The sequence below is a fragment of the Verrucomicrobium sp. BvORR034 genome (assembly GCF_000739635.1).
Classification (GTDB): domain Bacteria; phylum Verrucomicrobiota; class Verrucomicrobiia; order Verrucomicrobiales; family Verrucomicrobiaceae; genus Verrucomicrobium.
On sequence record NZ_BATQ01000146.1, the window covers coordinates 31,175 to 57,234 of the forward strand.

The window sequence follows — 26,060 nt, forward strand, 5'->3', positions numbered from 1 at the left end:
GTTCAATGAGGCAACAGCATCGCCCGACGGGTGAGTTAGAGCTTCTTCACGTAGTTGCCCAGGATGATCAGGCGGTCGTCGTTCCAGCGGATGGAGCCGAGCGTGGGCACGGCCAGCTTTTCAGCTTCAGCCGCCTCAGCGTAGATCCGGCCTGGTAGTCCCTTGGCGGGCCCCAGCACCTGCTGAGCGAGCGGTCCGCCATCAAACTCCACTTTCTCCCGAATCCAGCCTCGAAAGTCCTGCTCGGTGGCGGCACGCAGCGGCTTCTTTTCGCCGGTGCCGAGATCATCCGCCACCCAGAAGCGCGGCCCCTCCTCCACAATGAAGATCTTCTTCAAGGGCACCTCCAGACTGGACAACACCACCGGCGTGGCATCGCCCACCGCTGGCTGAAACTCGACCGCAGCCCGTGTCGGCCGCACCGTCTGGATGAGCTGCCCCTGCACTGACCGGCTGGCGTACCAGTCCCCCCAACGGGATTCTCCATTGTCGGCAAAAGTACCATCACGGTTCGAGGTGCCAAAATTAGGCACACGCTCGTCATCAATGTCCAGGGGCATCATCCACACCGGCTCAGTAACCGGGAAGCTGCTGCCCATGAGCACGCCCGTGCGGGCCACCTGCTCCTGCAGCACGGTCATGCGCTTCTGGTCCGGCATGAGCGTGGCCAGGATCAATCGAGATCCCGATCCTCCCGTACCATCCTGCAAAACCATGAGCGCGACCAGCAACGCACTGCCCGCCAGAGCTATGGCCGGCGTCGTCCAGAACAGCCGGTGTCGCCGTCCCCCACCCGCCAGCCAGAACAGGTTCACAGGACCGATGAGCACCCCAAACGTGAGGATGAAGGTGAAAATCAACCCGGACTTCAGCGTGAGTTTGCCCACCTTCTCCTTCAGGTTCCACTTTTGATCGTAGTCGTCCAGCCGATTCCAGCTTCCGAGGTCGCCCCCGCTCTTCACCCGTTTTGTCACCTCATCCAGCGGGAAGGTGTTGCCGTCCCAGGTCAGCACCTCCAGCCGGCCCGCCCCGTGCCGCATCTTACCCGGGCGCTCCTCCGGGCCATTCACCATGGGGAACAGCTCCTTCACGGAATCTCCTCCAGAACCGGCGTTCAAAACATAGAGCCGGCCTCCGAGCGAGACCCAGTCCAGCACTGCTCCTTTGGTCTTCGCATCCATCCCCTGCCATTCCCCGGCATCCAGCCAGAGATGCGCCAGCCCCGTGTAGCCACGCCAGTCATCCGGCGCATCCTTCGCATCCACCTCACTCCCGATGAGCTCATTGTTAGAGCTAGAACTCCCGGTGCCGCCGTTGATCTTGCCGCGCAGTCCGCTCCATCCTTTGGTGGAGAGCTTCCTTCCCATCGCGATGAACTCCGTACTGTTGCTGCGGTAGGCCGAACCCTGGCTGTGCAGGTTCCCCGCCTGGGGGCGGTTGATGCCCGGCCCCTCCACCGAGATGCCGAGGTTGCCGTAATAGTAGGCGTTGTCCGTCTGCGGTGTTACCGGGGCATACACCATGAGACGCCCGGAGGACTCTGCTTCCACCGTGAGCTTCGCCTCGGTCGAGAGGCCGCCTCCATACAGATTGCCCGCCCGCAATGTCCAGGTGTGGGGCCGGGAGTCGCCGTTGCGAATGCGCAACTCCAGCGGAACCAGCCCGTACTGTGGACACGTCTCCAGCCAGGATTTCACCTCTACATGGAAGTTGGCCCCGGTCTCCACTCCGGGCGAGTAGGATGTCCCGCCGTACAGTGGCAAAAACAGGCCGCCTGCCAGCAGTGAACACAGAAGGATGCGGATCATAGGAAACAATGCAGTGGGGAAAATGAAATGATTGGATCATGCGCCCTCATGACCAACCCGATGATGAAAGCGGCATGCAAACCAGGTCACCGGGGCAGGGCGGCGGGAGAGGTCAGATCTTGGCCGCCTTCAGACTGGTGGGCAGCGGCTTGTCCTGCGCGGGCACCTGCTCCAGCAGACGCGCCACGATGAGGTCCGGCGTGAGCCCTTCCAGCTTGGCTCCGTAGTCGAGCAGCAGTCGGTGACGCAGGACGGCCGGAGCCACCGCACGGACATCTTCATAGCTGGCGTTCAGGCGTTGATCCATGAGCGCCCGCGCCTTGGATGCAGCGGCCAGTGCCAGCGCGGCACGGGGGCTGGCTCCGTACTTCACCCCGCCCGCGTGAGGTTCACCGGGATGCGTGGCCTTCACCAGACGGGCGATGAAATTTGCGACTGGCTGCGGCATGTAAACCCGGCGGGTCATGTCCAGCACCTGGTTCAAGGAATCAGCGGTCATCACCGTGTCCACCGTGGGTTCAACGCCGATCTCGCGATGCAGCACGATCTTCTCCAGAGTCTCGGCATCGTTGCTCTTCACATCCAGCTTGAAGAGGAAGCGGTCCAGCTGCGCCTCCGGCAGAGGATAGGTGCCCTCAAGCTCGATGGGGTTCTGCGTGGCCAGCACAAAGAACGGCTGCGGCAGCGGATGGGACTCTCCCATCACCGTCACGCGACGCTCCTGCATGGCCTCCAGCAAAGCCGACTGCGTCTTGGGCGAGGCGCGGTTGATCTCATCCGCCAGCACCAGGTTGGCAAAAAGGGGGCCCGGCTGGAACACAAAGCGACGCCCGTCCGGCGTGTCCTGGAGCATGGGGTTGCCCGTGATGTCGCCCGGCAGCAGGTCCGGCGTGAACTGCACGCGCTTGGCCTCCAGCGCCAGGGCCTTGGACAGGCCTTTCACAAGCTCCGTCTTGCCCAGACCCGGCAGGCCCTCCAGCAGCAAGTGTCCCCGCGCCAGCAGGCCGGTGATCACATGATCGATGAGGGCTTCCTGGCCAAAAAGCACCTGCTGCAGCGCGGTGCGCAGGCGGTTGATGGAGGTGGCACCCTGGGCGGCTTCTTCTTCAGTGAGTGGCTGGATGGGGGTCATGAGGAGATGGCGGAAGTTTGTCAGAAAGGACGGTTTTGTGACCTGCTAGTCTTCCCACCCACCAGGCAAGTGAGTGCATGACGAGCATCACCGAGAGGATGCAGGTGCCAGCAACGAAGAGATCTTCAATTTCCCCAAGCTTGGCTTGAACATGTGGCACATCGGGAATCGACGGATGCGCCCGGAATTGAGCAAGCCTCATCCAGGCGATGGACAACGGAACGCTCAAGGATACAAAAACCAGGACCAGGCGTGAGGATATCCAAGGCGATCTGCCGCCCAGACTGGGCATGCAACGTGCGGCAAAAATGGCAAAGATCACCAATTCCACGGCCCAGAGCCCCATTTCCAGATGGTAACCGGGTGGAGGCGCTTTGGTCATTTGAAATAACGCTTCAGCGCCTCCCGTTCACCGGGCAGCAGGGAGTTCTGCCACACCGCTGCCCCGCCATCGCCTGCATTCTGAATGGTGCCCCCCTGCTTCGAGCCCGAGTAGGCGTTTTCATCCACCTCGTGCTTGCCATCCTGCACCCCCATGACGTCGCCGGGGGCGATGCGATTGAGGTCGAGTTGGGAGTTCAGGTTCTCGAGCTTCTTGGTATCCAGATTGGTCTCATCCTTTTTAAAGGTGAGCGGCGCAGTACCTGGCCCACGGTTGATCCCGCCTTTGCCAGGCTTGTCCCCCTCTCCTTCACAGCCAGCACACTGGCTCAGTTTCAGTTCCGGGGAGTTCGCCAGGGCCTCAGCCAGCGCTTTGGCGTTGTCCCGTAGCATTTGAGCCAGCTGCTCAAGCTGCTCCTTGGAGAGATTGCCCAGGCCATTCTGCCCCTGCCCGTTGGAAGCTTGTTGAAGCTGTTTCAAGAGTTGTTCGCCAGGCTTGATGCCCCCGGTGCGCAACCCCTGGGCGGCATTGGCCAGCTCTCCGCCGATCGCCTCCTTGGCCTCCTGCGGGAAGGCATCGCCCGCGGCACGCAACGCGGAAGCCGCTCGCTCCGCGTCGGCCAGGTTCTCAGAGAGCTCCCGCAGCATTTCAGAGGTCTGCTCTTTCAAATTGCCAGCGGCCTCCAGACTGCCGTGCTCATACCAGTTCTCCGCAGGACGCTCCAGGAGCTCGGCGATCTTCTTCTCCAGTTCCTTGAGCGACTCCTCGTCGGCTGCGTCCTTGTGACGCATCTCATCGATCCACTGCTCCACCTCTTTGACGGCGGAGGGCTTTTCAATGGTCCGTTTCTTGGAGGCTGCCCGGGCCTCGATGGGCACCCACGCCGCCAGCGCCAGCAGCGCGGCCACCAGACCCACGGTAATAACGGGACGCTGCCACCTCCAGCGCACGGGCCAGGTGATCTTTTCGGCAGGCTCCGGCCAGGGACCCACGCCCTGAGCCGCAGCGGTCAGGCGGGTCTTCAAACCCATCGCGTCCTCAAGACGGATGCGCGATGCCTCCGCAGACTCAAACTTCCTTCGCACCGTACCCCAGGCCACGAGGGCGCCCGTCGCGAGCACGGCTCCCAGCGCTGCCCACACCCAGCGCAGTTCCACCCCCTCCATCCATCGCACCAGCAGAATCGCCACCGCGCCAGCGAGCCCGGCCGAGACCACCCAGGTGAGCCAGCTTTCCAACCACCAGCCCAGGTTCACAAATTGAGCCAGACGCTTGGCTGCCGATTGCCAGTAGCGGGCAGAGTTTTCCATTGGCATGGGGGAAAACTAACGACCCCATGCCCGCTTTGGCAACGGCTAAGTGGGGCTTCACACCCTTTTCACCCGATCTTCACCGGGCCTTCACGCACCTACTCGGCCCCTGTGTCAGCGATGCCCTTTTTGTGGTTGATGCCGTTGACCTTCCTCGCCCTTGCCTCGCGGAAGAAGCTCTTCAGCACCTCCACACACTCCTCCCCCAGCACCCCGGCGGTGATCTCAGAGCGGTGATTCAGGTTCGGTGACTGGAGCAGGTTCCAGTACCCGCCGGCCGCCCCGCCCTTAAGATCCGGGCAGCCAAAGATGACGCGCCGGACGCGGCAGTGCATGATGGCCCCGGCGCACATGGGGCAGGGCTCCTTGGTCACGTAGAGGTCACACTCGTTGAGCCGCCAGTCCCCCAGCGCCCCCTGGGCCTGGGTGAGAGCGATCATTTCCGCATGGGCGGTGGCGTCTTTCAGCGTCTCCACCTGATTCCATGCGCGGGCAATGATCTGGCTGCCGTGGACAATGACGGCCCCAATCGGCACCTCATCCTGCCGGGCCGCCTTGCGCGCCTGGCGCAGGGCCTCCCTCATATAATGCTCATCACCCGGGGGGTCTTCGAAGTTGATCTCAAAATCCACCGGCCAACATGCGCAATCCCAGGCCAGTGCGCAATCGGTTGTGACCAGTTCTGACGACGCCCCCTCACCTCACCGTTTGAAAAGCCGCCCAGGCCGCGCATACTGCCCGGTAATGGACTGTTTTACGCCTCTCATCCTCCCCTCCCTGCTCGCTGCCGATTTTTCCAACGTCGCTGTTGAAGTGAAACGTGCCGAGGAAGCCGGTGCCAAATGGCTCCACCTGGATGTGATGGACGGAAATTTCGTGGACAACATCTCCTTCGGCCCCGCCATGATCGAGGCCGTGAAGCGCCACACGGACATGTTCCTGGACGTGCATCTCATGATCCAGCGCGCCGACCATTTCCTGGACCGCTTCATCAAGGCCGGTGCGGGCAATATCAGCGTGCACGTCGAGGCCCGCTACGACACCTCCCTGCTCTCCACCCTGCAGCGGATCAAGTCCGCCGGGCTCAGCGCGGGTCTCGTGCTCAATCCCGCCACTCCGTTCGAAGCGGCCATCCCCTATCTGCACCTCATCGACCTCCTTCTCATCATGACCGTGGTGCCTGGCTTTGGCGGGCAGCCCTTCATGGAAAAAGAGACCATGCCAAAGCTCGCCGCCGCCCGCGACTACCGCGAGGCTCACGGCCTGAAATACCATCTCCAGGTGGATGGCGGCATCTATGTGACCACGCCCCCATCGCCCGCCAGCACGGGGCCAATCTCTTCGTCGCGGGCACCTCCTCCTTTGGACCGCCAGACATGAAGGCCTCCATGGCCGCCCTGGCGGAGTCGGTGAAATAACTTCCCGGGAATCCTTTCTGCCGCGCCCGCCTACATTGAGGCAGCGCGGCAATTTTTTGATATGAGCCCGGTTTTGCGGGGAATCGAGCCTGCGACTGAACAGGCTGAAGCCTGTGACTACTTTTCCGGCAGCGATGCAAAAAAGTAGTCCAGAGCTTTAGCTCGGTATTGGGAGACATGGATAGCCCGACTGACGGACTAAAGTCCTGTACTACTTTGTCGAGCCCTCTCCCTACGCAAACAACTGCGTCACCGCCTTGGCCTTCACCAGCTCGCGAGGCTGATTGAGGTGATTGTACACAATCGTCTCCGGATCGATGCCGAATGCATGGTAGATGGTCGCCAGCAACTCCGCCGGATGCACCGGGCTCTCTGCTGGAGAGGACGCCGTGGCGTCCGACTTGCCGTGCACATAACCGCGCTTGATGCCCGCACCGGCCACAATGCTGGTGTAGCAGTAGGGCCAGTGGTCGCGCCCGTCTGCGCTGTTGCCATTGCCGCTCGTGCTCACGCCCTTCTCCGGGCTGCGGCCGAATTCCCCAATCGCCACCACGAGTGTCTCGTCCAGCAGGCCGCGACTGTCCATGTCGTCAAAGAACGCGGAGAGACCGGCGTCCAGCATGGGCCCGCTCTGGTCCTTCATACGCTTCGTCAGGCCCACATGATGATCCCACGAGTGATTGTCTGAGTTCGCCACCTTGGGCCAGATCACCTCCACCACGCGGGTGCCAGCCTCGATGAGACGACGGGCCAGCAGCAGGCTCTGGCCGAAGGTGTTTTTCCCATAACTCTCGCGCACCTTCTCGGGTTCGCGGTCCAACGCGAAGGCATCGCGGGCCCGGCCACTGGCGATGAGGTTGAGCGCACGGCTGTAGTAGTCGTCCAGGCTCATGTCCTTCACTGCATTTTCGATGGCCGGCATCTGGTCGCTCAGGGCCTCGCGCAGGCGGGCGCGACGCTGCAGGCGCACGCTGAAGAGATCCGGCCGCAATTGCAGGTCATCGATCTTGATGCGGCTCATCTTCAGCATGTCCATGTCATCGCCGTCCGGATACAGCGTGTAGGGATCGTAGCTCTTGCCCAGAAAGCCGGCCGTGCCGCCCTTGCCGATCACGTTGGACTCCTGCAGCGGACGCGGCAGCATCACAAACGGCAGCATGGGTTCATCCAAGGGGCGCAGGCGGATGATGTTGGAGCCGAAGTTCGGGTAATCCTTTGCATTCGGCGGCTCAAGCTGGCCGGAGGGGCTCACCTTGTCCGTGGTGTAGCCCGTCATGATCTGGTAGATCGCCGCCGTATGGTTGAAGAGCCCATTGGGCGTGTAGCTCATGCTGTTGATCATGGTGAACTTGTCGTTCACCTTGGCCAGACGGGGCAGGATCTCCGTGAAGTGATGCCCGGGAATCTTCGTGGGGATGGTGTTGAAGGCACTGCGCACCTTGTCCGGCACGTTTTGCTTCGGATCCCACAAGTCGATATGGCTCGGCCCACCCTGCAGGTAAATCATGACCATGTTCTTGGCCTTGCCCCAGCCCGGAGAACCTGCGGCGCTGGTGCCACTGGCCGCGGCGGCAGCCTGGGCACGGAAGATGTTATTGAGCGTCATGCCCACCATGCCGGCCCCGCCGATGCGCAGTACATCGCGCCGGCTTAGCCCCAGATGGGAATCACACAGATCTTTGGCAAGCTGGCCGGGGATGCGGAACATGGCAGTCGGGATGGATTGATGACACGATGATGCCGGAAAAAACGCCGGCCGTCACCCCTGCATTGCACCCCACCTGCCTGAGGCACTGCACTATCCTGCTCCTGCAATTGAGGATCTTGCTCAGAGCAACCGCGGACCAGAACCTCCCAGAAAACACGAGACTGCATCAGGTCACAGCCTACGCTAACAAGATTGAGACTTAGTAGCAACAAGTATTGCTAATGAGACCTGTTTGCATAAATGACACCCACCTATGCGGCCCCCCATTCTCTCTCTTGGCCTAATTCCCCTCATTGCCATGACCTTGGCGATGACGCCAGCTCACGGTGCCACCATCACCAAGCTCATCGATTTCAACAACACTGGCACCCGAGAGAGTGTGCAGAACCCCATGAGTACCCCCCTGGTGATTGGGTCGGAGCTTTGGTTCACCTCAGAAGGAGGGGGTGAGGTGGGGTTCGGAACTCTGGCGAGCTACAATCTGGCGACCAATACCCTGACAAAGCGATTGGATCTGGGCGTGCCCGATGAGGAGACGTTCTACGATCAGGGAAACTCACCCACCAGCAGCTTCACCCGGGATGGCAACCTTCTCTACTACACCACCACGCGTGGAGGCACTGGAGACCGTGGCACGCTAAATGTGTACAACACCACCACGAGCAGCAATACCGTCCTGTGGAACTCCCCCACCAACAGCCCCGCCACCAATCCCAATACCCCTTCAGGGAATGTTGCCGTCGTGGATCGTGGTGCCGCTGGCAAGGATGTCTATTTCATGACCGGCAACGGCGGTGCCAGCGGCTCCGGCTTCGGCACCATTCAGCGCTACAACACGGTGTCTGGTGTCACGAGCACGGTGTATGAATTTGCGGGAGGAGCCACCGCGGGCCGCCAGCCCTTCGAGGGCTTTACTCAGGTCGGTAACAAGCTCTACTTCAATACCTTCACCGGCGGCAACGCCACCACCACGGGTCAGACCCCAGCCTCTGGAAACGGAGCCGGAACGCTCTCCGCTCTGGATGTAACGACAAGCGGAAGTGAATCCCTCACCACGCTGGCGCTCCTGCCGCTGGGCGACGGCTCCACGCGCCTCCCCGCGCACAACCCCTTCTACAGCGCGGCGCAGAACGCCTTGTTCTTCACCACGGTGGGTACCGCAGCCCAGCCCGGCAGCCTGCAGAAGTTTGACTTTGCCACCGGCACGCTCACCACCCTCTACGAGGTGACCGGTGCCCCCACATCCTCCGGTCCGTTCCCAGATGGTCGCTACATCTACGGCTCCGCCTTTGAGTGGGGCGGCTCCCTCTACTACGCCACACGCCAGGGTGGAGCCCTCGGCGGAGGCACCATCAACCAGTTTGACCTGGCGACCTCCACGAACACGGTCCTGTACAACCTCAGCTCCGATACAGGAAACAACTTGGGTGGAGACGTGCAGAGCGGCTTCGCCTTCTCCGACTGGGACGGCATTCCCGCCCTCTACCTGCTCACGCGCCAGGGCGGCCTCTACGACCACGGCACCTTGCTGCGCATCGATCTGGTGCCAGAGCCCTCCCGCGCCCTGCTCCTCATGGCCGGACTGGCCACCGCCTTCCTTCGCCGCCGTCGCCCTGCTCCTTCTATTTCATGAAACCTACATCGTCCAAAGCATTCACGCTGGTGGAACTGCTGGTCACCATCGTGATCCTCGCCATTCTGGCGACCATCGGCTTCAGTGGCTACAACGCCATCAAATTGAAGGCGCTCTGCGTCAAGGACATCTCCCAGATGCGCAAGATTGGCAACGGCGTCCTGGCGCGCGCGGCAGAGAACAACGGCTACTTTTACACGCGTGAGGAGATCGGAAACTCCTCATTTCGCGCCTATGAAGACCGCTTCAGCCTCTGCCAAGTCATTGATCCCTGGCTGGAGGATGAGCAAGTCTGGATGAGTCCGCGCCCAAATCCCAAGCTGGTTCGGTATGGCAACACCTACGCATGGTCCCGCGCCCCGGATGTCACCCAAAAGTCTCTGGGAATGCAGAAAAATCTGGGCAAACTTCTCCTGATCTGGAACGCCCACACCTTCACCATCCCAAGCGTGAGAAATGTGGCTGAGACCGCAAGCAACGGTGGCCCCCGCAATGCCTCCAAGCAGTATTACTACTACCCGTGGAAGAACGGGACGGCGATCAACTGGCTGTATGCCGACGGCCATGTGGAAACCCGCTAGTCCGTTCCAACTGTCAGCCGTCTTGAGCATGCTGGCCATCCTGGGTGGCAGCATGCTTCTGCACGCCCAGGATCCAGGTGCAGAGGAAGGAGAGAGCGCGGAAGCCGCTGATCGCTCCGCGACTGCTGCCCTGCCCGAACGCGATCCCGCCCTGCTTGCCGCTCTTACCGCGGACTTGCGGCAACGTTACATCAAGCCCCCCAAGGAGTGGCCGGCTCCGGACATTGATCCCGGCGTGGTCTATGCGGAACTGAGCACGCCCACGATCCCAGCAGGTCCTGCCGACAATCCCACCTCGCCCGCCAAGGCCACGCTGGGCTTGAGCCTCTTTTTCGATCCGCGGCTTTCCGGCAGTCAACAGATCTCCTGCGCCAGCTGCCACAGCCCTGAACTGGGCTGGGCCGATGGTCGGTCCTTTGCTGCCGGGAACTTCCGGCGCACCCTGAAACGTCACACCCCCTCCCTGCTCGGGATAGGTCATGCTGCCACGTTTTTTTGGGATGGCCGACAGAGCACGCTGGAAGATCAAGCGACCGAGGTGATCACCAATCCAGATGAGATGGCCGGCGATCCCGCAGAGGTCGTGGCGCGTCTGCAAAAGGAAGCTGAATTCTACGCCCCGCTTTTCACCAAGGCCTTTGGCGATGCCAGCATCGACTTCCAACGCGTGGTCCAGGCGCTGGCCGCCTTTCAACGGAGCCTCAAGGTGGGACGCTCCCCGTTTGACAAGTTCATGGCGGGCAAGCCTGAGTCACTGAGCGATGCCGCCGTCCGGGGGCTGCATCTCTTCCGAACCAAAGGACGCTGCCTGAACTGTCACCAGGGTCCCATGCTGCAGAGTGACACCTTCCACAACCTCGGCCTCACCTACTACGGCCGGAAGTATGAAGACCTGGGGCGCTACAAGGTGACCGGCAAACCCGAGGACGTTGGCAGGTTCAAGACCCCAACACTCCGCAATGTCGCCCGCACCGGCCCCTGGATGCACAACGGCCTGTTCCCGTCGCTCGACGGTGTCCTGCGCCTCTACAATGCCGGCATGCCCCGGCCCCGTCCGAAACCCGGACAGGAGAGCGATCCGCTCTTCCCAAAAACCGACGCCCTCCTGAAGCCATTGAAAATGGACGCCGGAGAGCTGGCGGACTTGAAAGCGTTCCTGGAGGCGTTGAACGAGCCGCAGGTGCGCATTCTCTCCCAGCCGTTCCCGCCCATTGCCTCCTCGCAAGGCAGCTGATACGCAGGAAAAGGATTCACGTATCAGGCAGGTCAGTACACCGTTGGGCGCAGGGCCGGGGCTTTCCCCGGCCCACCAATGCATTGCAAAAAAGAGTTCCGGGCCTAGCGTGACCGCATCGCTCCCCGAACATCCATGCAGGCCCGGCATTGTGTCGTCGCCCCTTTTGATCCCGCCGCCACCGCTGACGAGTGGCTGAAGCCCATTCGTACCCATTGCCTGGGACTCGCAACATGGCTCCAGAGCCAGCACCAGCAGGTGACCCTCTTGTATGCAGTAGGCGACGTAACGCCCGGTGACGGCTCTCCCCTTCCCGGACTCGCGGGAGTGGAGCAGTGCTTCTTGCCCAACCCAGAGGGCACCCATCCCCATCTTCCGCCGTGTGCAGACCTCGAACTCTCTGTGCGGGTGTCAAACTTTCTTGGCAGTCGGGAATTCGACTTCATCCACTTTCAGGACTGGAAAGGCGCGGGCTTCGTCGCCTTGCAACGACGCCGTACGCTGGGACTGCCTGGCGAACCGGTGATCACCTCCACAGTGCATGGCGGCACCGAACGCGAGATGGAATGCCGCGGCACATTCCCCGCCGGCACAATGGGCCATCTCATCAGCTGTCATGGGGAGCGTTGGTCCGTCCTGCATGCGGATGTGGCCATCCTGGCAAACGCCGACCTGAAAACCTGGGGCCAGCAGCATGCCTGGGAGTTTCCTCCAACCCGGGTGACGCTTCCGCTCTTTGGATCTGGAAATGAGGGAGGCACTGTGTGGGCCCAGTGGCTTCAAGAATTACCGGGCTTAAGGTCGCGCAGTGACGTCCCCGCCACTCCGGCGGGAACACCACCAGCGCTCACCGTCTGCATGGCCCATCACAATCACGGCGCTTATCTGGCGGCGGCCCTCGCTTCACTGGCCGCTCAGACGTTTGCAGACTTTACCGTCATCGTCGTGGACGACGGCTCCACGGACGCAGACTCGATCGCAACCTTCGATTCGCTGGAAAGTCAGTACCAGCATCGGGGCTGGCAGTTCATCAGGTCCATCAACCGGGGGGCGTCAGGAGCTCGAAACCATGCCGCAGGGCTGGCTGAAACATCTCACATGGTGTTCATGGATTCCGACAATGTCGCCCGCCCGGAGATGCTGGAAGTTCTGGGCAAAGCCGTGCACCGGTCCGGAGCCGACGCTCTCTCCTGCCATTTTCTGTTGTTTGACGGAGATATCCCCTCCCCTGCAGCCTCCTGGTTCGCGGAGTATCACGCGGTGGGCCCCTGTCTCGAAGCGGGATTTCTGACCAATGTGTACGGCGACACCAATTTCATCATCCGCACCGAGGTGTTTCAAAAGCTCGGAGGGTTTCGCGAGATCTCCGGCTTTAGCCTTGAGGATTGGGAGTTTCTTGGCAGGCTCGTCCAATCTGGATACGATCTGGACGTCGTCCCGAAATCGCTTTTTTACTACCGTCATTTGCCCGACAGTTTCAGCCGTAGAGGGGACTTTCATACAAACCATCTGCGTGTCATCCAACCCGTGATGGGTGACTCCCCCTTCTGGGTCAAACGAGCGCTGCTTGGCTGGTTTGGCAGCGAAGGCCCGGGCGGAGAAAGCACGCGGCAGGAATTGTTACAACTGCAGGAGAAGATCGCCCAGTTGTCCACTGAGGTGGAACGCCTTCAACAAGCACGCCTCGAAGACAAGGTGCGACTAAAAGCTGCCAAGGAGAAAGTGTCCCGCCTTCGGGAAAAGCTGCTGACCCAGCAGGTGAAGGCCAGCAAGTTCGGACAGAAACTACGGCGGTTGTTTTTCCCTGGAAAGTGAGACAGAGGATTGAGCGAGGCTTCCCCCGCATCCCCTCGCGCTGCATGGTAGAAGAACCGTCCCACCACATCCGCAAACCGGTAAGGGAGGCGGGAGATCTCCGGTCCCGCGAGCAAACGGAGCGAACCACCGCCACCCGTCTCCACATCCCCTCACCGCCCAGCACCTCAGGAGACACGCGACTGAGCGGGGCTGCCCCCCGGCCTCCTCCAAGCCCCCCTGACCTCAGGTCTTGTGTCTTCTGTCTTCCAGTCTTCTGTCTGCTGCGAAGCAGCTAATGATTGAACAAGAACGCCGGCGAATTGATCAACGCCCACGCCAGATCCTGCGCGGCCGTGAGCCTTTGATTCGCCATCTGTTGCTTGCTCAGCTCCGCATCACGACGCAATTGCAACAACTTGGGGTCAAGCTGAATCGGATTCTTCGCGACCGCGAGCACGCCATCGAGCTCATTGAGCTTCGCGTCCTCCGGCAACGGCTTGCGCGCTGCCACTACCTGCTGCTGGGCCTTTTGATAGCCCAGATCGGTCACCAAGTACCCATCCTTCAGAGCAGCCTGTTGCTCTTTGCTGCGCTTGTCAGGAGCGAGACGAACGGCATCCGCCACGATCTGGGAGGCTCCGAATCGCAGGGGGGTTTGAGCAGTGGTCACCGAGATCTTGAACCGGCCCAGCTGATACCGCTGCCGCTGGAAACCTTGCTGCATGACGATGGTGAACTGTGTACCTTCCTCGTACCCGGTGGTTGCCGGATCCGTCTCAAACACGGCCTGCTGATAGCGACCAGTGTTCGGAGAGACCGCCCAACCCCGGTCTGCGACGTCGCGATTGCCATTGACCGATGCGGCGGCGGAGAAGTCCTTCTGTTCAAAGGTGGCCTTGGGAGCCAGGAGCTTCACCGCCCCCTTCAGGTCCGTATTGCGTTTGGGCGCGCCTGGAGCCTTCTGCCCCGCAGGAGTCTGGCTCACCATGAACTCAGTGAGCACGAAGTTGCCGTCCGGTGCGAGGCCCGGCCCGTTGTTGGGCAGGCGCACATCCGGCAGGGCCTCGATCTTGATCCCCGTGATGCCCTTCAAGTTCGTGCTGCCACGCAGCGTGTAGATCGCATCCACATTGGGCCCCTCAGGGGTACCCGTGACGAAGAGCGAGCCATCCGTCTGTTTCTCAATCTTCTGCACTCCCTTGGCATCCACCACCGTCAGATCCAGCGGCACCCACACGGTGGAGAGATCCACATACGGCTCCCAAGCTTCCTGTTTGGGCGCGGCGGCCTGCACCAGCGCAGCGGAAGCTTCCTCCGCTTTCTTGATCGCCGCGGCCCGGTCGGCCTCTTTCTTGGCCACCACGGGGGCTTGTTCTTTCTTATAACCTTCCAGCGTGTTCTCCGCGGCAGCAATCTTGTCGCGGCGCTCCTGTTCCATGCGGGCGATCTCCGGGGCCTGCTTCACTTCTTGCGCGCTCCACTCGGCCAACAGGCCTTTGTTCTCCGCATCCATCCCCGCCATGGCGGCCAGGGCGGCATTGGTTTCCTGCGGCGTGGGCGGGCGATTCAGGATGCGCATGAAGAGCTCCTCCACGAGTTTCGCATCGTCGGGGATCTCCTTGGCCAGCTTGGCAATGGCATTGCCAGGATCACTGATCGCATCGCCCACCGTGGGTCCGCTGATGAGCGCCATCACGGGGCCAAGCTGCACATCGTTGCTGCGCTCGCACTCACAGGCGCTCTCCCGCACTGGGCGGCCGAAGTTCCCCAGGAAACCGTCCGGGATGTTAGTCTTCGCGTCAGCGAGTTGAGCAGCTCGCGTCCCTGGGGCCACTCCAGGAATCTTGCTGGTCGCGCCGGTCACCGTGTAGATGGCGTCAAAAAGCGCCTCCGCCGGCAGACGACGGGCCTTCGCGTGGCTGTAGTTGATCTTGTCGTCGTCGTTCCATTTGTTGGTCGAAATTCCCAACTGGTAGGTGCGCGATTTGCAGATCATCTGCATGAGGTGGCGCACGTTGAATCCGCTGTTGCTGAACTCCTGGGTCAGATAGCTCAGCAGTTCGGGATTGCTCGGCGGGTTGCCTGCGCGGATGTCATCCAGCGGCTCGATCACACCTGTGCCTGTGAGATAGCCCCAGATACGGTTGGCATAGCTCATGGCGAAGTACTGGTTGTCCGCACTGGTCATCCATGAGGCCAGTTGCTCACGGCGCGGAGCCTCCTGCGGCGTGGCAAACTTCGCCGGGTACGGGAACTCCGGTGCGGCGGGCTTGTTCGTGCGCAGGTGGATCATCTCACCCTTGCCTGTGTCTTTCACGATCTCGAACAACGGCTTGGCCCCTTCCACGGCCGTGCCACCGATGTTCCGCTCCCCACTGGCCGGGTCGCGGTCAAAACCAATCTGGGAGAAGAACGCCGCGGTCTGGTAGTACTGGTCCTGGTTCCACTTCTCAAACGGGTGGTCGTGGCACTTGTTGCAGTTGAACCGGATGGCCAGGAAGAGGTGTGTGGTGTTCTCCATCGTCTCCTCCGGCGTACGCAGGATCTTGTAGTAACTCGCAGCCGGATGCTCCTTGTTGGACCCTGAAGCCGTGAGGATCGAGTAAACAAACTTGTCATACGGCAGGTTCGACTCCACCTGCGCGCGGATCCATTCGCGGAACATTTTGGCCCCTTCATCTCCCAGGAACTTGCTGTTCACCTGGAGCATGTCAGCCCACTTGTTGGCCCACTGGTCCACGAAAGCAGAGCTGCCAATCAGCTTGTCCACCAGTTGATCCCGCTTGGCGCGGGACTCGCCGGGATCGGCCAGGAAGGCGCGCACCTCTGCGGCCGAAGGCGGCAGGCCGGTGAGATCCAGATAGACGCGGCGGATGAAGTCGGTGTCGCTGCACAGCTCGGAGGGCAGGATCTTCATACGCTGCCACTTGGAAGCCACGTATTCATCGATCTTGTTGAACTTGGGCGGCTCCACCCAGGCAAAGCCGGAACGGTCCCCCATGACGGTGATGGTAGTGGCCGCATAGGCCCCCTCAAAGCGGGCCAGCATGGGAGCCTCGCCACGGCGGAGTGTCGTCACTAGACCCTGCTTGTCAGATTCAGCCACTTCGATGTTGCCGCTCTCAATAAAGGCCTCGGCAGTGACGTCCTTGGTCACCCCATCCGCATAGGTGGCCAGCACCCGCATCTGCTGGCGGTAGCCGATGGCCTCCACCACGGGATTGCGCGGCAGCACCTCGATCCGGGTGACGCGCGGCGAGTCCATCTTCAGACGGGTCCCGTTGGCGATCCACGCCTTGATCGTCTCATAATAGAGCTCACCGGGCACCGTGACCTGGCCGCCTTCATGCGGCACGCTGCCACTGGCCTTCAGCAACATCAGGCTGTGGCCCGGTGCAGCGATGTTGGCGCGTCGGCTCCAGAGTTCCTCGGAGAAGGCGGACACATCATAGATGGGGTCATAACCACGAAGGGAGAGCTTGAAGCCGTTCTTCCCATCCTTGGATCCATGGCAGGTGCCCATGTTGCACCCCGCCTTGGAAAGCACCGGCATGACGTCCCGCACGTAGTCGGGCTCGAACTTGGCCTTCACCCCCGACACCTCCATGGGAACCTCCACCTGATGCGTGCCCAAAGATACCACCAGCGTGCCTTTGCCATCCTCCTCCGGACGCACCAGACCGCGTGCAGACACGGCAACAGGCAAACCTTTGGCTTCCATCTTCACCTGGCGCGTCACGTCCGCCCGGGTGCCATCGGTAAAGTTCGCCGTCACCAGCACCTGGGCGTACTCGGTCCGTTTGCCGATCTGAATGTTCCGCGGGCTCACTTCCAGCGAGCCAATGACCGCGCCCTTGGGCAGGGTTTCAGGAGTCAAAGACTTCTCCACACTGCTGCGCACCGTTTCATCCGGTGCCGAGGCTTCCAGCGCGGCCAGGGTCTTCTCATCCGCCAGAGGCACACTCACGATCTCTTTCACCACCGTGCCGGCGGCCACGTCCACCAGGCGCAAGCGGCCATCTTCGCCGCCCACCGCCACCGTTTTGCCATCGGGGCTGAAAGTTAGGGCAAACACCCCACGCTCCATGGGCACGGACTTGAGCTGCTTCACGTCCTTGGTCACCCAGGCCTCCAGCTGCTTCTTCTCATCCGCACTCTGCCCGCTCACCACCTTCTGCACGATGGCCTGGATCTCCTTGGGCATGGCGGGATCAAACTCCGCACTGTACAGGGTGATGCCCCCGCGGCCCTCATAGCTGCTGCCACACGCGATGAGCTTGCCATCCGGGCTGTAATCCACGGAGAAGATGCGACCCTCCACCGCAGGGAACCGGCGGATCAGGTTGGCGTTGTCTCCAATAACCCGCTTCGTCTCGCGGAACACGCGGTAGATCTGGGGAGCCCCGTCCGCGCCACCAATGAGAATTTCATCCCGCAGCGGGTGCCGCATCACCGCGTGCATGCCGCCCTTGAGAGCCCCCGGCGTGATGGAGGTGATGTTGTCCACGAACCGCTTCGTGGCCACCTCGGTCAGTTTCGCGGACATGTCCCGGCCCGCACCGATCACGTGGCTGCCGTCTTTGCTCCACACCGTGTCCAGCACCCAGTCGTTGGCCGACCCCGTGAAAAGCACTTCCTTGCCCGTGGCGGCCTCGACCGCCCGCAGGGAGTTGTCCGCCCCGCCAAAGGCGATGAGCTTGCCGTCTGGAGACCAGCTCGCACCGTACAGCGTGTCGAACGTGACGCTGGCGCTCACCTCCAGCTTCCTCTTCGCCACATCCCACACCTGGATCTCCCCCATCCGCCCGGGGCTGCCGCCCGCCACGGCGAGCCGCGTGCCATCCGGGGAGAACGCCACCTTCTGGATTCGCTCCGACAGCCCCACCAGCCGGGCCTCAATCCCGCTGCCATCCGCCCGATGCAGCAGCACTTCATGGTACCCTGCCACCGCGATGAGCTTGCCATCCGGTGCATAGTCCAGGGAGGTGATCAGCGGGGCGGTCGCGTACACAGGCGGATGCTCCATGTCATATTGCTGCCGTGCCGAGGCTGGCGTGTCGTCCTTGGCCCCCTCAGTGATCCACCGTTTGATCAGCGCGATCTGGGTGGCGTGCAAAGGGTCAGCCTTTTGCGGCATCTCCGCCTTGCCCGAGGCATCGGGGGTGATCTCCTTGAGCAGATGGCTGACATCCGGCTGCCCGGCCACCACGGCATGCCCCTCCTCCCCACCCTTCATCAGGCGGGTAAATTCCGTCATGATATAGTCCCCCTTGGCCTTGGAAGGCTGGTGACACCCGTAGCACTGCCCTTGGAAGATGGGGCGGATCTGCTTGTAGAAGCTGACGGGTGCGTTCGGGTCCACCACCTCCTCTTTCTTCGGGGCGGCATCTCCCTGCACAGGCCAGGACAGGGTGGTGGCGATTGCCAGCAGCGACGCGAGCCGGGCGGGAGCAAATCGGAAGGTAGGTATCATGGAAGACGGGCGGGGTCGTGTTCTGTCTGAAAAGGGGATAGGCGACACTGGACGATCCAGACCGCACGGAGGGCGATGGCATGCGCTTCCCCGCGGCGGCATCAGATCATGTCACCACACGTAAATCGTCCGGGCGATGTGAATTCCCACACGCCAACCAGATTTCCCATGAGGGATGCGCAGATCATGCATGGGCAGCAGCGGGCCGAAGGGAGAACATTCCCATCGTGGCCAACTGCCATGCCATTCACTTCAGTGTTGCCAAAACATCGCCAACGCAGGGATGATGGGCTGGTGATGAAGCGCACCGCTCTCATTTTTGGCTGTAGCCTCGCATTCGCAGCCTGCTCATTGGGGGTGGCAAACTCGTGGTCCACTGCCGTTGGCGTCGGGCGCGTCACAAAAAACCTCCACGTCACCGTTCTGGACAACGTCAACGGGACGCCGCTCTCAGACATCGAAGTGATTTTTCGAGGTGATCGCGACGATCTCTCGACGCAAGTCACGGATGCGCAGGGGCAGGCACTCCTCCAGATTGAGCTCCCCTCCAACACTGTCTCAGACTTGTTCAGGCGAGACAGTCACTACGGCGTCATGGGCAACCTCGAACTGCGGAATGCCACCGGACCTCTCATTAGCGTTCCTCTTGGCGAGTTGGTACCAAAGGGCCGACGTTCGCTGGAGACCCCGCTCCCACCGCTGACGCTTGTGACCAGTGGGCGGTGAGAAGTACCTGTGCAGAAGGGCGTCACCAGCCATTCTCCCCATTCACTGTGAATCCCGAAGGCGACGCTTGCACTCCCCGGAATCAGCCTGCTGAATAATGCCCATGCGCATCGCCTGGCTTTCCCCGCTCTCCCTCGCCTCACTGCTGGCCCTCAGCTCGACGCTGCATGCCGAGCCTGCGGCCCCGACCGCACCCGCCGTCGCACCAGCAAGCCCGCCCGCAGCCGCGCCGGCAGGGAACACGGCCATCATTCCTGTGGGGAAACTGGAGAAGGACATGTACGACTGGGACCAGCGCCATGCCGCGATCCTCGCAGTCAAAGACCAGGTGAAGCCCCAGGTCGTGCTCATCGGCGACTCCATCACCCACTTCTGGGGTGGACCGCCCAATGAGCCCAAGGGCAACCGGGGCAAGGAAGCCTGGGCAGCCACCTTCGGCGAGCTGCCCGTCCTGAACCTCGGCTTTGGCTGGGACCGCACCCAGAACGTCCTCTACCGCATTCAGCAGGGTGAGCTGGACGGCCTTATTCCTCGGCTCGTGGTGATCCACATCGGCACCAACAATCTGGCGGGCACCAAGAACGCCCGAGCCAACACTCCTGCGGAAATCGCCGAAGGCGTGGGGGCCATCGTGGACCGCGTGCATGAGAAGTGCCCGGATGCCGCCATCGTGCTCATGTCCGTCTTCCCCCGCGGTGAGAAGCCGGACAACACCTACCGTGTAAAGATCAAGGAGATCAACGAACACCTCGTCCCGCTGGGCAAGCGCAATGGCGTGACTCTGCTGGATCTCACCAGCAAGCTCACCAACCCCGACGGCACGATTTCACGGGATGTGATGCCTGATTTCCTGCATCCCGGTGAGAAGGGCTATGCCATCTGGGGCGCGGCGCTGAGGCCGTATCTTCCCAAACATTGAGCTTTGGTTTTGCCCTTTCCTCCACGAAGATGGTCTACGGCGAGACTCCGCCTGACCTCCCCATCCCAGCCCATGAGCAAAGGCCCCGATCTCGATCAATTCCGCGTCACCCAAGGCGAAGGCTTCAAGCTGGAAGACTTCCCCACCAAGATCTCCAATCTCTACCTGGATGAAACGGACTACCTGGAGAAGCTGGGGAAGTATCGTGACGATCTGCACGAGATGCAGCTCCAGATGTATGCGCATGATCGCTACGCCATGCTGGCCATCTTCCAGGCCATGGATGCAGCGGGCAAGGACAGCACCATCGAGCATGTCTTCAGCGGGGTGAACCCTCAGGGCGTGGATGTTTACTCCTTCAAGAAGCCCAGTGAGGAAGAGCTGGATCACGACTTCCTCTGGCGTGCCAACACCCTCATGCCGGGCCGCGGGAAGATCGCCGTCTTCAACCGCAGCTACTACGAAGAAGTGCTCGTGTGCAAAGTGCACCCGGAGATCGTCACCAAGATCCAAAGGCTCCCCGAGCGTGCGGTCAAGAACATGGGCAAGCTCTACGAGCAACGCTACGACAGCATTCGCGACCTGGAAAAGCACCTGCATCGCAATGGGACCCATGTCGTGAAATTCTTCCTCAACGTCTCCAAGCGAGAACAGGCCAAGCGCTTTCTCTCCCGTCTGGATGACCCGGAGAAGAACTGGAAGTTCAACGAAGGGGACCTCTCCGAGCGGCAGTACTGGGACGACTACATGAAGACCTACCAGAAGGCCATCCGGGAAACAGCCACTCCCAACTCACCCTGGTACATCGTCCCTGCCGACAGCAAGAAGAACATGCGCCTGCTCGTCGCCTCAATCATCCGTGCCGAGATGAAGAAGTTTCACCTTGCCTGGCCCGAGTTCCCCCAGGAGCATCGCGACGCCCTCACCCGCAGCCGCGACGTGCTCATGAATGAGCTTGAGAAGAAGCCCAAGGGTTAGAGGAACCGACCACGCAGTCCGGTTCGCGAGTTCCTTTGGCAAACTGAACGGCTGAGGCAGCCGGACTACATTCGGCTGCCGCCAGCGGCGTAGTCCGGTTGTGTCAACCGGCTGCGGGAGCGGAGCAGTGCAAGGTGGAGGACCGCCAGACGTAATCCCCGCCTGCCACCTCAGGGACAGACGTCCAAACCGCCTGTCAGCCCCCATCCAACGACAATCTGCCCCGTTATTTCCCAGACCTCAACCCCGCCGTGTTGACTGCGATCACCCGGAACCCATCCGCTTTCACCCCATCTGTCACGGCAAAGCTCATCCTCACCAGCGGCATGGCCGGCGTGTCGCTGTACTGCAGCCCTTGAAACAGCGGCCTGCCGAATGGATTCTTCGGCTGCGCAGGCACTGTGGCCACTTCCTTGCCATCGCGCTCAACGATGAAATGGCCCACTCCACTCTCCAAATCCGCCTCCGCATCCCACTTCAGTTCTCCTCCCTCGATCCGCACATTTTTCGGCGCGGGAGGTGGGGTGGTATCCGTCACTGCCGTGTCTTTGACATATTGCATCCATGCCTTGGCTGCCGCTTCATCCGGTAACCAAACAGCCTTCGCCACCTCTCCAGTGAACTTTGCCGCAGGAACCGCCTCCGTCCCAAGCAACGGAGCGAGCCACGCGCCTTCCTTCGACATCAGTTTCAAAGCGCCACCACTCTGATCCGGCAAACGCGCCGTCAGACAAGCATCCAGCCAACGAATCGCGAGATAGCGCTGGTTCCCACACTCGTGGCTGGTGAGCGGATCCACCGCCACTCCCACCAGACCGCCTTTGGCCCGCAGTTCGCTGAAAAACGTCTCATTGCCCGGCCATACTCCGGCAAAACGACCCTCTTTGACGGTGACTCCCTCCTTGGTGCCCAGGTTGCACATGATCGGCACCTGCACCGCTTCATCCGGAATGACATGCGCTTTGATTGCCGCCCGCTCCGGATTCACCTTCAGCAGTGGAACCCCGCTGCGCAGCCACGCCGCCGCCACCCGTTCTGGATGCAGAAGCGTCATCCCGCCAGCCCAGTGGCCACCACCACTGTGTCCCCATAGCGCCCACGGCACGGTGGCGAGCTCCGGATGACCGCTCGCCTTCCCCAGGTCCCCCAGCGCCTTTTCAAACGCCGCCCCAGAGCCATTGCGGGGATCGCACCACATCTGGCAGTCCGCCTTCTCCGGCTGCTCATAAGCTGGTGAAAGCAATGCGCAGTCATGCTTCTTCGCCAGCGCCTGCCAGTGCAGGTCAAAGGCCCCCGTCAGTCCTGATTTGCATGAGCCCTCACCGCAACCGTGCTGGTGCACGATCACCCCACGCAAGGTCTTCACGCCGGGCGGAACCCAGACCGTGTAGTTCACCGGAAAGATCAGTCCACCCGGCTCCTTTGATGCCTCATACCTCACCCGGTAGTACGGCACCTCCGCCGCGGGAAAGACATCATACGGCACGCTCTGGGCATGGAGCATCGGGAGCGGCGCGGTGGCAAAGACGAAGGAGAGACAGAGAAAATGGCGCATGCTTGGAGCATACGTGCCCCACTCGCTGAGCTTTGCAGCAGCTTCGCGGCACATTCACAGTCTCCATATCATCCATCCGGTCTCCTCGCCCTGGCCCGTCCGCACTTCACGCCAGTGTCCTGGAGTGCTGGCGGATCGACGCTGCTTTCGGCTGCTGGAGATGCGTCAGGTGCCCCTTGATCTTTGTCAGCTCGCCTACAACCACTCTGGGTCTGCCTCAAAACCTTCTGCTGAGACACCCACGACACCGACCGTAGTAGACGACGTGAGGAGAACAGACCAACCGCGCGCATTTTGGGGTGGGTTGCCAAGGAACCGGCTCTGGCTAATCAGCCTCAGTCCCAAACTAATCCCTCATCGCGAAGTAGAGGTGTTGAGGGGTGCTTCTCGACCGGGATGTTGCTTCAGATGATCTGATCCCGCCTCTTGTGATGCCAGCCGATGCCGGAGGCATCACAGCCCTTAGCCGGAGGTTGAAGGAGCGTAGCGACTGACACCTCCGGATGATTAGCATAGGAATTGCATCCCGGAGCGGATGCCAGCGACGTCCCTTTGCTGGCGCATATTGCTGTCACCCCTCCGGGGTGAACGCGAGGTTGTTGCTTTCCGGGGGTATCGCTACGCTCAACCCCCGGCTAAGGGCTGGGATGCCTCCGGAATCCAATTTCCCTGTCACACTGTTCCGATCGCAATCGGTTAAGCGAGTCAACGTTGGGTGCCTTGCGTAGAGAATGGTCGGGTGGGGAAAGCCGACAGCATCCGCTTCCTCCCCATCGCCATCAACACCTCCACGTCAGTCCCCCCGAGGTTCCTTGGCAGCCACCCCAAAACGCGCGCGGTTGGTCCCTTCTCCTCACGTCGTCAACTACGGCCGGTGTTGAGTCTGCGATGGCAGAGGGGCGGGCGCTGGGGCGGTTGTGAGTCGGGGCTGCCTGGATGGTTATGACTCTTGCTGACCTATTGGGATTACAGGAAATCACCACGGCCGCCAAATCGGTGTCGAGCCAAACACGCACTCCGAAGACGCTTCGCGAAACCACATGCGCCGGAGCTCCTCACACTACCATTGTTGACCCGTTCTCAAAGCCCCACCACCCCGTCCCCAAGAAGCTGTTTGGATAAAAACGCTGGGTGTGTTGCGAGGCATTTTGAGTCTGTACAAGGCGCGAAGAGGGCGTGAATCGAGATTCACAACCGATGAGCAACGCAGTCCAGACTCAAAAGGACCGCAACCCGGAGGGGGCAGTTCTCAGGCTCGGCGAAGCCGCTTTTATCTCATTCCCTTAATTGAACCTGCCACACCCGGATGTTTTCATCCAAACAGGTTCTAAGGGACGGCGGATCGCATGTCCCCGGCTCCGGTTTTCCCACGAGAACTTCCAGGCCGTTCTAGCGGGACATCCTCGATGGCTTTGCCATTGCAGCCCTTAAAATTCGCCGTTTATTCGACCCCAACACTATTCTCGCCTGTACTTCCCATGCCCCCGCCCTCTGATCCCTGCCCCAAGTGCGGCAGCCACGACCTGCTCCATGCCGAGCCTTTCAAGCGACACTTCAGCATCTGGGCCTGGCTGTTGGGTGGTTTTCTCCTCTCCCTGCTATGGAGCGCCAGCAGCAGCAAGGCAATGCGCTGCCAGAGCTGCGATCATGTCTTTCGCCTGTCCTCCGACGTTACCCAGATAGCAAGAATACTGCTGGTGGGTCTGATCATCCTGATGCTGCTGAACGTCCTGGCCCAGTACTATGGCTGGGCAGAGTGAGCGAGCGGGCGAGCAACAAAACACAAGCCCGCCCCCCTTTGCAGAAGCTCGCCCCCACCCTGGCACCGCCTTGCCGCACGCCAGTGTCTTGGAGTGCTGGCGGCTCGACGCCGCTTTCGCCTGCTGGAGAAGCATACAATCCCATAGCGACCGTTGCCAGCCGGCGAAGCCTACTCGCTAGGCCACAACCAATCCCAACGCTTCTCTCACCCGCGAAAGCCCCCCATCTCCTTTAGACAACGCGTCCACCCCTGCTCCCCATACCAAGGTTCTATCCCATCACTCCGGCCGCCAAAGCGGTGTCGAGCCACACGCACTCCAAGACGCTTCGCGAGGCTGCAAGCGCTGAAGCTCGCCACACCTTGCAAACCTTGCCCCCTTCTCAAAGCCCCCGTCCCGGAGGGACGCCGGAAATTAGCCGGTGGTGGAGGCCTGTCATCAGGCCGGGAACCACCGGACTATGAACGCAACACTCTCCCGTCCCGGAGGGACGGCGGATCGCGGTGTTCATACTTCTCCTGCTCTACCATCTTCTGAATCGCAGCCTGATAGTCCGCCTCTAGCCATTCCGGAAACTCCGACCTTTCGGCACGCCAAATGGGAAATGCAATGTCTCCCGCATAGATGACAAAGCCAGTTTCAGCACGCTCAACAGTCCTCGTCCAACTCTCCCTTTTGGACCACAACCTAAATCTCAGCGAAACCGGATCATCCACCGTAAACCAAAGTCACATGATCGCCTGCCCCTTGCGTCCACTGGTCAAGGAAGCTCCCTCGGCTGCGACTTCCCCTGCAATTTCAGCACGCTGTTCGGCTGCCCAAAGAAACCATAGAACTCATCCTCCCAGAAATATCCCTCCTGCCGCCAGGCGACGAGCTTGTTGAGCATTTCAGCAAACGATAGTGTTATAACACGACTTCCCTGCGTAGCGTGGTCACCAGAAAAGCTGTCAAAGCAGCGCCCCAATCGGGAGGGATGCGTATCGATACTGATGTAGTCCGGCCCATCACCTCGGACCGCGATGACATACAGTCCTTCCGAGGCAGTGCCGTCGTAGTACTCCGGATGGTCTTTGTAGCTCAGTTCCAAGATCACCTTATCTGCTCGAAGAAACTCCTTGGGCCCCACCAACCGCCAACCCCAATCTTGCTGGGGAAACAGGTCGATACCGCCGCAATTCCCATAGAATTCAAGCAGGTCATCCGGCAAGGCAAAACCCAATGGCAACCCAGGAACTTCGCCGGGCGGCTCCACCGTGCATTCCGGCGTGCCTTGGAGTTCTCGAATGATTTCAGAAACCGATTTCATGAGGGATTCCGGTAATACTGTCCGCCGAACTCTTGAGCACCCGGCAGAGGCTCTGCAGCATCCCGATGATAGATGAGGTCAGAAAAATCAAACTGATTCAAAACTACATCTCCTCTTCCGTCTACGAATGCTTCATGCACCTCATACCCGCATAGCGCCCGGCGAATTCCATTCTCGCTCGTTAGACTCAAGTAGAGTTCGTCAATGATCCGCGCAACCATGGCAGGCTCATTCATCCCCTCCACATAGCCGAAGGTCGAGTATCCGGGCCCCACTGGGCACGCTGTCACATACCAATAGTCGGACTTGAATGGCACTGACTTTAGGGTTGTTTTGG

Annotated in this window: 18 protein-coding genes; 9 read left to right on the forward strand and 9 right to left on the reverse strand. The window is 61.1% G+C overall.

Annotation, left to right across the window (positions count from 1 at the left end; genetic code table 11):
* Positions 1–35: 35 nt before the first annotated feature.
* The 4 genes from BV034_RS25710 to tadA all read right to left on the reverse strand — a co-directional run bounded on the left by BV034_RS25710 (position 36) and on the right by tadA (position 5,216).
* A complete protein-coding gene (locus BV034_RS25710; protein ID WP_050029820.1) occupies positions 36–1,808 on the reverse strand; it encodes a hypothetical protein in 1,773 nt (590 codons plus the stop codon).
* A gap of 112 nt (positions 1,809–1,920) precedes the next feature.
* Positions 1,921–2,940 (reverse strand): AAA family ATPase, encoded by a 1,020-nt coding sequence (locus tag BV034_RS25715; RefSeq protein ID WP_050029821.1) that lies wholly within the window; start codon positions 2,938–2,940, stop codon positions 1,921–1,923.
* A 378-nt stretch (positions 2,941–3,318) separates the two neighbouring features.
* Complete coding sequence (locus BV034_RS25725) at positions 3,319–4,638, reverse strand: hypothetical protein (RefSeq protein ID WP_265593471.1); 1,320 nt, start codon at positions 4,636–4,638, stop codon at positions 3,319–3,321.
* A 92-nt stretch (positions 4,639–4,730) separates the two neighbouring features.
* Positions 4,731–5,216 (reverse strand): tRNA adenosine(34) deaminase TadA, encoded by a 486-nt coding sequence (gene tadA, locus BV034_RS25730; RefSeq protein ID WP_050029838.1) that lies wholly within the window; start codon positions 5,214–5,216, stop codon positions 4,731–4,733.
* Positions 5,217–5,376: 160 nt separating this feature from the next.
* Between tadA and BV034_RS25735 the strand changes: the two genes are divergently transcribed.
* Positions 5,377–6,012, forward strand: a complete 636-nt coding sequence (locus tag BV034_RS25735; protein WP_265593472.1) for a ribulose-phosphate 3-epimerase — start codon at positions 5,377–5,379, stop codon at positions 6,010–6,012.
* Between the two features lie 270 nt (positions 6,013–6,282).
* Here BV034_RS25735 and BV034_RS25740 read toward each other — a convergent pair whose 3' ends face one another.
* Positions 6,283–7,758 (reverse strand): DUF1501 domain-containing protein, encoded by a 1,476-nt coding sequence (locus tag BV034_RS25740; RefSeq protein ID WP_050029824.1) that lies wholly within the window; start codon positions 7,756–7,758, stop codon positions 6,283–6,285.
* Positions 7,759–8,011: 253 nt separating this feature from the next.
* Here BV034_RS25740 and BV034_RS25745 point away from each other — a divergent pair, with 253 nt between their 5' ends.
* The 4 genes from BV034_RS25745 to BV034_RS25760 all read left to right on the forward strand — a co-directional run bounded on the left by BV034_RS25745 (position 8,012) and on the right by BV034_RS25760 (position 13,021).
* Positions 8,012–9,391 carry a PEP-CTERM sorting domain-containing protein gene (locus tag BV034_RS25745; RefSeq protein WP_050029825.1) on the forward strand — a complete coding sequence of 460 codons (1,380 nt, stop codon included), beginning with the start codon at positions 8,012–8,014 and terminating at the stop codon, positions 9,389–9,391.
* Positions 9,388–9,972 carry a prepilin-type N-terminal cleavage/methylation domain-containing protein gene (locus tag BV034_RS25750; RefSeq protein ID WP_050029826.1) on the forward strand — a complete coding sequence of 195 codons (585 nt, stop codon included), beginning with the start codon at positions 9,388–9,390 and terminating at the stop codon, positions 9,970–9,972. Before BV034_RS25745 ends, BV034_RS25750 begins: the two co-directional genes overlap by 4 nt.
* 28 nt (positions 9,973–10,000) lie before the next feature.
* Entirely contained in the window at positions 10,001–11,206 is a 1,206-nt protein-coding gene (locus tag BV034_RS25755; RefSeq protein WP_050029827.1) for a cytochrome c peroxidase, read from the forward strand.
* Positions 11,207–11,341: 135 nt separating this feature from the next.
* Positions 11,342–13,021: a glycosyltransferase gene (locus BV034_RS25760; protein WP_050029828.1), complete on the forward strand. Its 1,680-nt coding sequence runs from the start codon at positions 11,342–11,344 to the stop codon at positions 13,019–13,021.
* A 274-nt stretch (positions 13,022–13,295) separates the two neighbouring features.
* Here BV034_RS25760 and BV034_RS25765 read toward each other — a convergent pair whose 3' ends face one another.
* Complete coding sequence (locus BV034_RS25765) at positions 13,296–18,476, reverse strand: DUF1549 domain-containing protein (RefSeq protein WP_050029829.1); 5,181 nt, start codon at positions 18,474–18,476, stop codon at positions 13,296–13,298.
* Between the two features lie 297 nt (positions 18,477–18,773).
* On the opposite strand from BV034_RS25765, the gene BV034_RS25770 reads away from it, so the two are divergent.
* The 3 genes from BV034_RS25770 to BV034_RS25780 all read left to right on the forward strand — a co-directional run bounded on the left by BV034_RS25770 (position 18,774) and on the right by BV034_RS25780 (position 21,099).
* On the forward strand, positions 18,774–19,202 hold the full coding sequence (locus BV034_RS25770; protein WP_265593473.1) for an Ig-like domain-containing protein: 429 nt from the start codon (positions 18,774–18,776) through the stop codon (positions 19,200–19,202).
* A 103-nt stretch (positions 19,203–19,305) separates the two neighbouring features.
* The gene (locus tag BV034_RS25775) at positions 19,306–20,121 is read left to right on the forward strand and encodes a GDSL-type esterase/lipase family protein (RefSeq protein ID WP_265593474.1); all 816 of its coding nucleotides are present in this window, start codon (positions 19,306–19,308) and stop codon (positions 20,119–20,121) included.
* 72 nt (positions 20,122–20,193) lie between these two features.
* Complete coding sequence (locus BV034_RS25780; protein WP_050029831.1) at positions 20,194–21,099, forward strand: PPK2 family polyphosphate kinase; 906 nt, start codon at positions 20,194–20,196, stop codon at positions 21,097–21,099.
* A 226-nt stretch (positions 21,100–21,325) separates the two neighbouring features.
* Here the strand turns inward: BV034_RS25780 and BV034_RS25785 are convergent, their stop codons facing one another.
* Complete coding sequence (locus tag BV034_RS25785; RefSeq protein ID WP_050029840.1) at positions 21,326–22,603, reverse strand: hypothetical protein; 1,278 nt, start codon at positions 22,601–22,603, stop codon at positions 21,326–21,328.
* Positions 22,604–24,132: 1,529 nt separating this feature from the next.
* Between BV034_RS25785 and BV034_RS25790 the strand changes: the two genes are divergently transcribed.
* Positions 24,133–24,414, forward strand: coding sequence for a hypothetical protein (locus BV034_RS25790; RefSeq protein WP_050029832.1), 282 nt, complete (start codon positions 24,133–24,135; stop codon positions 24,412–24,414).
* Positions 24,415–25,174: 760 nt separating this feature from the next.
* Here BV034_RS25790 and BV034_RS25800 read toward each other — a convergent pair.
* On the reverse strand, positions 25,175–25,723 hold the full coding sequence (locus BV034_RS25800; protein WP_050029834.1) for an SMI1/KNR4 family protein: 549 nt from the start codon (positions 25,721–25,723) through the stop codon (positions 25,175–25,177).
* Positions 25,720–26,060: hypothetical protein (locus BV034_RS25805; protein ID WP_265593476.1), on the reverse strand; the 341-nt coding region annotated here is incomplete at its 5' end. The genes BV034_RS25805 and BV034_RS25800, both read right to left, overlap by 4 nt.

Excerpts from the sequence above, each read along its gene's own strand:
- BV034_RS25770 (WP_265593473.1), top strand. The coding sequence starts at position 18,774 with ATGAAGCGCACCGCTCTCATTTTTGGCTGTAGCCTCGCATTCGCAGCC.
- BV034_RS25780 (WP_050029831.1), top strand. The coding sequence starts at position 20,194 with ATGAGCAAAGGCCCCGATCTCGATCAATTCCGCGTCACCCAAGGCGAA.
- BV034_RS25750 (WP_050029826.1), top strand. The coding sequence starts at position 9,388 with ATGAAACCTACATCGTCCAAAGCATTCACGCTGGTGGAACTGCTGGTC.
- BV034_RS25775 (WP_265593474.1), top strand. The coding sequence starts at position 19,306 with ATGCGCATCGCCTGGCTTTCCCCGCTCTCCCTCGCCTCACTGCTGGCC.
- BV034_RS25710 (WP_050029820.1), bottom strand. The coding sequence starts at position 1,808 with ATGATCCGCATCCTTCTGTGTTCACTGCTGGCAGGCGGCCTGTTTTTG.
- BV034_RS25765 (WP_050029829.1), bottom strand. The coding sequence starts at position 18,476 with ATGATACCTACCTTCCGATTTGCTCCCGCCCGGCTCGCGTCGCTGCTG.
- BV034_RS25740 (WP_050029824.1), bottom strand. The coding sequence starts at position 7,758 with ATGTTCCGCATCCCCGGCCAGCTTGCCAAAGATCTGTGTGATTCCCAT.
- BV034_RS25760 (WP_050029828.1), top strand. The coding sequence starts at position 11,342 with ATGCAGGCCCGGCATTGTGTCGTCGCCCCTTTTGATCCCGCCGCCACC.
- BV034_RS25785 (WP_050029840.1), bottom strand. The coding sequence starts at position 22,603 with ATGCTCCATGCCCAGAGCGTGCCGTATGATGTCTTTCCCGCGGCGGAG.
- BV034_RS25790 (WP_050029832.1), top strand. The coding sequence starts at position 24,133 with ATGCCCCCGCCCTCTGATCCCTGCCCCAAGTGCGGCAGCCACGACCTG.
- BV034_RS25800 (WP_050029834.1), bottom strand. The coding sequence starts at position 25,723 with ATGAAATCGGTTTCTGAAATCATTCGAGAACTCCAAGGCACGCCGGAA.
- BV034_RS25725 (WP_265593471.1), bottom strand. The coding sequence starts at position 4,638 with ATGCCAATGGAAAACTCTGCCCGCTACTGGCAATCGGCAGCCAAGCGT.
- BV034_RS25715 (WP_050029821.1), bottom strand. The coding sequence starts at position 2,940 with ATGACCCCCATCCAGCCACTCACTGAAGAAGAAGCCGCCCAGGGTGCC.
- BV034_RS25755 (WP_050029827.1), top strand. The coding sequence starts at position 10,001 with ATGCTGGCCATCCTGGGTGGCAGCATGCTTCTGCACGCCCAGGATCCA.
- BV034_RS25735 (WP_265593472.1), top strand. The coding sequence starts at position 5,377 with ATGGACTGTTTTACGCCTCTCATCCTCCCCTCCCTGCTCGCTGCCGAT.
- BV034_RS25745 (WP_050029825.1), top strand. The coding sequence starts at position 8,012 with ATGCGGCCCCCCATTCTCTCTCTTGGCCTAATTCCCCTCATTGCCATG.
- tadA (WP_050029838.1), bottom strand. The coding sequence starts at position 5,216 with ATGAGGGAGGCCCTGCGCCAGGCGCGCAAGGCGGCCCGGCAGGATGAG.